The following is a 7,602-nucleotide window of genomic DNA, read 5'->3' as shown; positions in this document are numbered from 1 at the left end:
GAAACCGCGTCGCTAGATGTGGTGGAGTCGTCCTTGAAATACCACCCTTGTAGTTTTGATGTTCTAACGTTGGTCCCTGAATCGGGATTACGGACAGTGCCTGGTGGGTAGTTTGACTGGGGCGGTCTCCTCCCAAAGAGTAACGGAGGAGCACGAAGGTGGGCTAAACACGGTTGGACATCGTGTGGTTAGTGCAATGGCATAAGCCCGCTTGACTGCGAGAATGACAATTCGAGCAGGTGCGAAAGCAGGTCATAGTGATCCGGTGGTTCTGAATGGAAGGGCCATCGCTCAACGGATAAAAGGTACTCCGGGGATAACAGGCTGATACCGCCCAAGAGTTCATATCGACGGCGGTGTTTGGCACCTCGATGTCGGCTCATCACATCCTGGGGCTGAAGTCGGTCCCAAGGGTATGGCTGTTCGCCATTTAAAGTGGTACGCGAGCTGGGTTTAGAACGTCGTGAGACAGTTCGGTCCCTATCTGCCGTGGGCGTTGGAAAATTGAAAGGGGCTGCTCCTAGTACGAGAGGACCGGAGTGGACGAACCTCTGGTGTTCGGGTTGTCATGCCAATGGCATTGCCCGGTAGCTAAGTTCGGAATCGATAACCGCTGAAAGCATCTAAGCGGGAAGCGAGCCTTGAGATGAGTTTTCCCTGGCGCTATAAGCGTCCTAAAGGGTTGTCGTAGACTACGACGTTGATAGGCAGGGTGTGTAAGTGCTGCGAGGCATTGAGCTAACCTGTACTAATTGCCCGTGAGGCTTAACCATACAACACCCAAGGGGTTTTGTGGACTCAATAGAAATACCAAACGCTTGAATGAGTTTGAAGAGAATTTAACAGCTTTCCAGATTATTTTGCCTTCAGTTTTTTAAAAACTGAAAGTAAAAGCAAAATTTGCTTGGCGACCATAGCATTGTGGACCCACCTGATTCCATGCCGAACTCAGAAGTGAAACACAATAGCGCCGATGGTAGTGTGGGGCTTCCCCATGTGAGAGTAGGACATCGCCAGGCTTTAATTTCGTTATTTGCATAGCAAGTAACAACCTCAACAGTGCACAAATCTGTTGATGACAATTTGTTGGAGGGATGGCTGAGTGGTCGAAAGCACCGGTCTTGAAAACCGGCAACCGTTAATAGCGGTTCTAGGGTTCAAATCCCTATCCCTCCACCACCATTGAAAAGCCCGCTGAGAAATCAGCGGGCTTTTTTCATATCTGTCGTTTAGAAAAACAAAAAGAGCACTAACGTGCTCTTTATCTGTGACTCTATCCCCGTTTGTTATCACTTATATATTCTTTAGTCTTGCAGATATTTTCCTTCGGCGACCTGCCAAAATGCTCTAATTAATGGGTTTTCTAACTGTGCTCTCTTGCAGCAAACACCCAACTCAAAGGGTTTGATGGGTTCTATCTTTAAACGGTCGACTTTATCTCTTACAGGGCTATTGTTAATCACCACATCAGGTGCAATTCCTACCCCACAACCTAGCGCCACCATACTCACTATCGCCTCATGGCCTGAAACTTGCGCGTATATGTTGGGTTTTATCTTCATCTTTTTGAACCATGCATTGGCACGTTCACGCGCCGTACCCGCTTCAGGGATGATAAAAGGCACTTCATTCCAGTTTGGCTTGTCAGACTGAAGTTGCTGGCTAAAGCTGCTGACACCTGATGGAATTATGACGGATAGTGGTATATCGCTAATCGTTTCGAATTCTAACCTTGAAGGAAGGATGTCCGGCTTCGCCGAGATAGCAATATCCGCTTCATCATTTAATATTTTGTCGATAGATTGAGCAGGATCGCCCGTAGAGAGCTTGAATTCAATATACGGGTGAATGGCTCTGAATTCAGTAATTAGTTCAGGTAAGTGACTGTAGCTAGCTGTTACTGAACAAAATATACGGATCTCACCTTTAAGCTCTTGCTCTCCACCTTTCAAATGAAGATTGTATTGCTGCCACTCTCCAACGATGCTTAATGCTACAGGCAATAGGTGTTTTCCTGCTGGGGTGAGATCAACACTGCGGTTGTCTCTGATAAGCAGTTCTTGTCCTGTTTCTTCTTCAAGCTTTTGTATCTGACGGCTCAGCGCTGAAGGACTGACATGCATAGCAGCAGCGGTTTTGCTGAAACTCTTGCTATCACATAAATGTATAAATAATTGTAGAGATTTTATGTTCATGTTTTGCGATCGTTTCCATGTTGCATTTATTGCAATAACTAATTGTGAATATATCACTTTCAGCAATGGAGTGTCTGTTTTAGTATGAAGTCATTCGATAGAGAGATATCGACCTTACGGACTTATTTTTAAAGGAGTGCCCTAGAATGGCTAACTATTTCAATACATTAAACCTTCGTGAACAACTAGACCAACTAGGTCGTTGCCGCTTTATGGATCGTGAAGAATTCGCGACAGAAGCTGAATTTCTTGAAGGTAAGAAAATCGTAATTGTTGGTTGTGGTGCTCAAGGCTTAAACCAAGGTCTAAACATGCGTGATTCTGGTCTAGACGTATCTTACGCTCTACGCCAAGCAGCAATTGATGAAAAGCGTCAATCATTCAAAAATGCTGATGAAAATGGCTTTGTTGTAGGTAGCTACGAAACGCTAATCCCTCAAGCAGACCTAGTAATCAACCTTACTCCAGACAAGCAACATACAAATGTTGTTGAAACTGTAATGCCTCTAATGAAAGAAGGTGCTGCACTTGGTTACTCTCACGGCTTTAACGTTGTTGAAGAAGGCATGCAGTTACGTTCTGACCTTACGGTTGTAATGGTTGCTCCTAAGTGTCCTGGTTCTGAAGTTCGCGAAGAGTACAAGCGTGGTTTCGGTGTACCAACACTGATTGCTGTTCACCCAGAGAATGACCCTAAAGGTGAAGGCTGGGATATCGCTAAAGCTTGGGCTGCAGGTACTGGTGGTCACCGTGCAGGTTGCCTAGAGTCTTCTTTCGTAGCGGAAGTTAAATCTGACCTTATGGGTGAGCAAACTATCCTTTGTGGCATGCTACAAGCGGGTTCTATCGTATCTTACGAGAAGATGATTGCTGACGGTATCGAACCTGGCTACGCAGGCAAACTTCTACAATACGGTTGGGAAACGATCACTGAAGCACTTAAGTTTGGTGGCGTAACTCACATGATGGATCGTTTATCTAACCCAGCTAAAGTTAAAGCGTTTGAGCTTTCTGAAGAGCTTAAAGACCTAATGCGTCCGCTTTACAACAAGCACATGGATGACATCATCTCTGGTCACTTCTCTAGCACAATGATGGCTGACTGGGCGAACGATGACGTGAACCTACTAGGCTGGCGTGAAGAGACAGGCGAAACGGCATTCGAAAACTACCCAGCTTCTGACGTAGAAATCTCAGAGCAAGAGTACTTCGACAACGGTATCCTAATGGTTGCTATGGTTCGTGCAGGTGTTGAGCTAGCATTCGAAGCTATGACTGCATCAGGCATCATCGACGAGTCTGCTTACTACGAATCTCTACATGAGCTTCCACTAATCGCAAACACAGTTGCTCGTAAGCGTCTTTACGAAATGAACGTTGTAATCTCAGATACTGCTGAGTACGGTAACTACCTATTCGCTAACGTAGCAACACCGTTACTACGTGAGAAGTTCATGCCTTCAGTAGCAACTGACGTAATCGGCCGCGGTCTAGGTGAAGCATCTAACCAAGTTGATAACGCTAAGCTAATTGAAGTAAACGAAGCTATCCGTAACCACTCTGTAGAGTACATTGGTGAAGAGCTACGTAGCTACATGAGCGACATGAAGCGTATCGCTGTAGGCGGTTAATTAGTCGCTTAGATACTGATAAATTTGCAGAAAAAGCGAAGCAGTATCACTAACTCCTTACAGGTTGGAGTTATAAGTAAGCAACACAACATCTAATAAAAAGGCTTGGTCGCCGTTGACCAAGCCTTTTTGCTTTTAGTAACAAAGTCTTAAAAATCAATCAAATGAACATTGCTTGATCAGTCTTCGTCGACTTTCAGGTCTTGATTGATCCTCAGAAATACAAAAGGGTTGGCGTTTTCACACCAACCCTTTCAGTTTTCTTGCTTTGCGCTTACTTATCGGCAATCTTTGCTTCTAAGTCAGCTAGCTTTTGTTCCATTTCAGTTAGCTTTTGGCGAGTGCGAAGCAGTACTTGTGTTTGAACATCAAACTCTTCACGGCTCACAACGTCTAGCTTGTTTAGTTGGCCTTGGATAACTTGGCGAACTTTTTGATCTACGTCTGAACCAAGCTCTTTTACTGGTTGAGGCATAGAATCGTGGATCTGCTTAGCAATCTGCTCTAGTTTTTTTGGATCAAACATATCAATTAAAACTCCTGAATATTTACCACTATTCTATTTAATCACACTTGAGATGTCGCCTATGGCGTATAAAAAAAGGCCACCGAAGTAGCCTTTTTATTGTTAATACGACTTAGCGATTACTTATTATCAGCTAATTCTCTGTGTGCCGCTTTTGCTTCATCGATGCGAGCTAGCTTTTCTAGGTCTTTGTCTTCTACAAATACAGGTAGAGGTTTGTGTTTTTCAGCCAAGTAGCTGTAAATCACTGGCAGTACAAATAGCGTGAAGATAGTACCAATCGCTAGACCAGCAACGATTACGATACCAATACTAAAGCGCTGAGCTGCACCCGCACCACTTGCGTACATCAGTGGGATTAGACCCGCGATCATCGCAGCTGTTGTCATCAGGATTGGACGAAGACGAACCTTCGCAGCTTCCATTACCGCTTCGATACGAGTCTTGTGATGATGCAACTGTTCTTCTTTTGCAACTTCACAGATCAAGATACCGTGCTTGGTAATTAGGCCGACTAAGGTGATCAAACCTACTTGCGAGTAGATGTTCATTGTTGCCGCACCCCAAGCCAGAGCTATTAGGGCACCACAGATCGCCAGTGGTACAGATACCATGATAACCAATGGATCTTTCAGAGATTCGAATTGAATCGCTAGTACCAAGAAGATGATAGCCAGTGCTAGACCAAAGGTCGCGTAAAGTGCGCTACCTTCAGTTACGTATTGACGTGCTTCACCCATGTAATCGTGGTTGTAGCCACTTGGAAGCTTATTCGCCGCCGTGTCTTCAAACCATGCAATTGCATCACCCATTGCAGCGCCTGGAGCAGGTACTGCACCAATCGTAGCTGAGTTCAATTGGTTGAAGTGAGGAAGAGAGCGAGGCTCTGCCACAACATCAATCGTAATCAAACTGCCTAATGGGACAGCATTACCGTCCGCAGCACGTACGTAGTAGTTATTCATCGATTCTGGGTTCAAACGGAATTTACGTTCAACCTGAGGGATAACCTCGTAAGAACGACCATTCAAGTCGATACGGTTTACGTAGCCATCTGACATCATGGTACCTAGCGTGATACCGATATCTTGCATGGTTACGCCGTATGCGCCCGCTTTATCCTTGTCGATGTGTACTTTCATCGTTGCTGAGTCGTAGTTCAGATCGAGATCCGAGTATACGAATAGTGGGTTTGTCGCTACATCAGTCAAAATGTCAGTGGTGATTTGGAACAAGCTTTCAAAACTGTTTGGCGTTGTAATAACAAACTGAATTGGAAGGCCAGAACCTGCACCTGGTAGTTCTGGCATTTGGAAGGCTGTTACTGCCATTCCTGGAACATCTTTCACCAAACCACCAACGCGGTTTGCTACCTCAGATTGGCTTGCTTCACGCTCACTCCAAGGAACCATAGATGCAATACCAAACGCTTGGTTTGCATTAGGAACTCCTGTGAACACCTGCGCGTAAGCGACTTCTGGCTGGTCAGACAGAATCTTGTTTACGTCGTTCATGGTATTTTGCATGAAGTCTAAGTTCGCATTAGATGGTGCAGTACCCATTAGCATGATTACACCTTTATCTTCTGAAGGTGCTAATTCACTAGGGATGAACTTGAACAACATCGGCAAACTTGCAAATACGATGATAGCAAAGCCAATAAATACTGGACGATGTTGCATTACCGCGCCAAGCATACGCTCGTAACGGTTAGTCATACCATCCAAAACGCTATGAACCTTCTGTTCAAACTTGCTCGGCTCAGCGTGAGCTTTCAGCATTTTTGAACACATCATTGGCGACAGCGTTAGTGCCACGATACCTGATACAAATACAGAACCGGCTAGGGTTAATGCGAACTCTTTAAATAGTGAGCCCGTGATACCGCCCATCATTGCGATTGGAGCGTATACCGCACCTAGCGTGAGTGTCATTGCGATAACAGGGACCGCAATTTCACGAGTACCGATGATCGCAGCGCGGAAAGGGGACTCTCCGAGCTTGATATGCCTGTCGACGTTCTCAAGTACCACGATCGCATCATCTACCACCAGACCGATGGCGAGTACCATTGCCAGTAGTGTCATCAGGTTCCAAGAGAAGCCCATCGCCTGCATTACCATTGCCACACCAATCAGAGATAGTGGGATAGTAACGATAGGGATCAGTACCGCTCGGAATGAACCTAAGAACAATGTGATTACGATTAATACGATTAATGCCGCTTCAAGAATTGTCTTGATAACTTCTTGAATTGACTCGTTAATCGCAATGGTTGAATCGTACATTACGTTCATTGAGATGTTGCTTGGAAGGTTCTTCTCTAGCTGAGGAAGAAGCTCAAGTACATCTGCAGCGATGTTGATTGGGTTCGCACTTGGTGCCGCATTAATTGCTGCAACAACCGCCTCCTGACCGTTCGCACTTGCACGATAAACGTCGTGGCTTTTCTCTAGAGAAACCTTAGCGATGTCAGACAGACGGATAATCTCACCTTCACCACTTCTAACGACTAAGTTCTCTAACTCTTCAGTGTTTGATACTTGTGTATCGGCACTGCCGTTATAAAGAACGAATTCGCCAGTAGCTTGACCTGTCGCTGACTGGTAGTTGTTGGCATTCAATACCGACATAACATCAGTAGCAGTTAGGTTAACAGCTGCCATTTTTGATGGATCTAGCCATACGCGCAGTGCGTATTTCATACCACCATAAAGGTCGACTTTAGATACACCATTTACCGTGAATAGTTGCGGGTTGATTACACGCTCTAGGTAGTCGGTAATTTGGCTCGACACCAACTCATCACTGGTAAAACCAATGTAGAGTACAGCTGTCGTTGAACCGGTAGACATGGTTACGGTTGGATCTTCTGCTTCTTTAGGAAGCTGAGAACGCACCGAGTTAGTCTTGGCCAGTATGTCAGACAGCGCCGCATTCGGGTCGGTGTTCAACTTCATGTTCACGGTAATAGTAGAACTACCGAGCACAGAAGAAGAAGTCATATAGTCGATGTTATCCGCTTGAGCCACAGCCTGTTCGAGGGGCTGGGTGATAAAGCCTTGGATAAGATCGGCACTTGCACCGTAGTAACTCGTGGTTACGGTTACGACGGTATTCGTCATTTCAGGGTATTCACGCACCTGCATTTTGAAGATTGCTTGTAAGCCAAGCAGCGCAATCAAAAAGCTGATGGATACCGCTAGAACTGGACGTTTAATAAAAACATCAGTAAAGCGCATTGTGCCTC

4 protein-coding genes, 1 tRNA gene and 2 rRNA genes are annotated in these 7,602 nt (G+C 45.4%); 4 read left to right on the top strand and 3 right to left on the bottom strand.

Annotation, left to right across the window (positions count from 1 at the left end):
• From CWO27_RS12465 to CWO27_RS12455, 3 genes are all read left to right on the top strand, one after another.
• Positions 1-773: ribosomal RNA gene (locus CWO27_RS12465) — 23S ribosomal RNA — on the top strand; the annotation flags it as partial.
• Between the two features lie 130 nt (positions 774-903).
• Positions 904-1,019 (top strand): 5S ribosomal RNA (gene rrf, locus CWO27_RS12460).
• A 69-nt stretch (positions 1,020-1,088) separates the two neighbouring features.
• Positions 1,089-1,179: transfer RNA gene (locus CWO27_RS12455), tRNA-Ser, on the top strand.
• Positions 1,180-1,304: 125 nt separating this feature from the next.
• On the opposite strand, the gene ilvY is transcribed toward CWO27_RS12455, so the two are convergent.
• Complete coding sequence (gene ilvY, locus CWO27_RS12450; RefSeq protein WP_048612410.1) at positions 1,305-2,195, bottom strand: HTH-type transcriptional activator IlvY; 891 nt, start codon at positions 2,193-2,195, stop codon at positions 1,305-1,307.
• A 146-nt stretch (positions 2,196-2,341) separates the two neighbouring features.
• On the opposite strand from ilvY, the gene ilvC reads away from it, so the two are divergent.
• Positions 2,342-3,826: a ketol-acid reductoisomerase gene (ilvC, locus tag CWO27_RS12445; RefSeq protein ID WP_107899042.1), complete on the top strand. Its 1,485-nt coding sequence runs from the start codon at positions 2,342-2,344 to the stop codon at positions 3,824-3,826.
• Positions 3,827-4,100: 274 nt separating this feature from the next.
• On the opposite strand, the gene ubiK is transcribed toward ilvC, so the two are convergent.
• Together ubiK and CWO27_RS12435 are read right to left on the bottom strand one after the other, a co-directional pair.
• Positions 4,101-4,352: a ubiquinone biosynthesis accessory factor UbiK gene (gene ubiK, locus CWO27_RS12440; RefSeq protein WP_009848085.1), complete on the bottom strand. Its 252-nt coding sequence runs from the start codon at positions 4,350-4,352 to the stop codon at positions 4,101-4,103.
• Positions 4,353-4,471: 119 nt separating this feature from the next.
• Complete coding sequence (locus tag CWO27_RS12435) at positions 4,472-7,594, bottom strand: multidrug efflux RND transporter permease subunit (RefSeq protein ID WP_102479088.1); 3,123 nt, start codon at positions 7,592-7,594, stop codon at positions 4,472-4,474.
• Between the last annotated feature and the right edge of the window lie 8 nt (positions 7,595-7,602).

The organism is Vibrio sp. 10N.286.51.C3 (assembly GCF_003050065.1).
GTDB classification, from domain to species: Bacteria; Pseudomonadota; Gammaproteobacteria; order Enterobacterales; family Vibrionaceae; genus Vibrio; species Vibrio crassostreae.
The sequence above is the reverse complement of the archived record's forward strand: the minus strand, read 5'-3'. Positions and strand labels throughout refer to the sequence as shown.

Bases quoted from the DNA above. Each gene is read 5' to 3' on its own strand.
- ilvY (WP_048612410.1), bottom strand. From the start codon at position 2,195: ATGAACATAAAATCTCTACAATTATTTATACATTTATGTGATAGCAAG.
- ilvC (WP_107899042.1), top strand. From the start codon at position 2,342: ATGGCTAACTATTTCAATACATTAAACCTTCGTGAACAACTAGACCAA.
- ubiK (WP_009848085.1), bottom strand. From the start codon at position 4,352: ATGTTTGATCCAAAAAAACTAGAGCAGATTGCTAAGCAGATCCACGAT.
- CWO27_RS12435 (WP_102479088.1), bottom strand. From the start codon at position 7,594: ATGCGCTTTACTGATGTTTTTATTAAACGTCCAGTTCTAGCGGTATCC.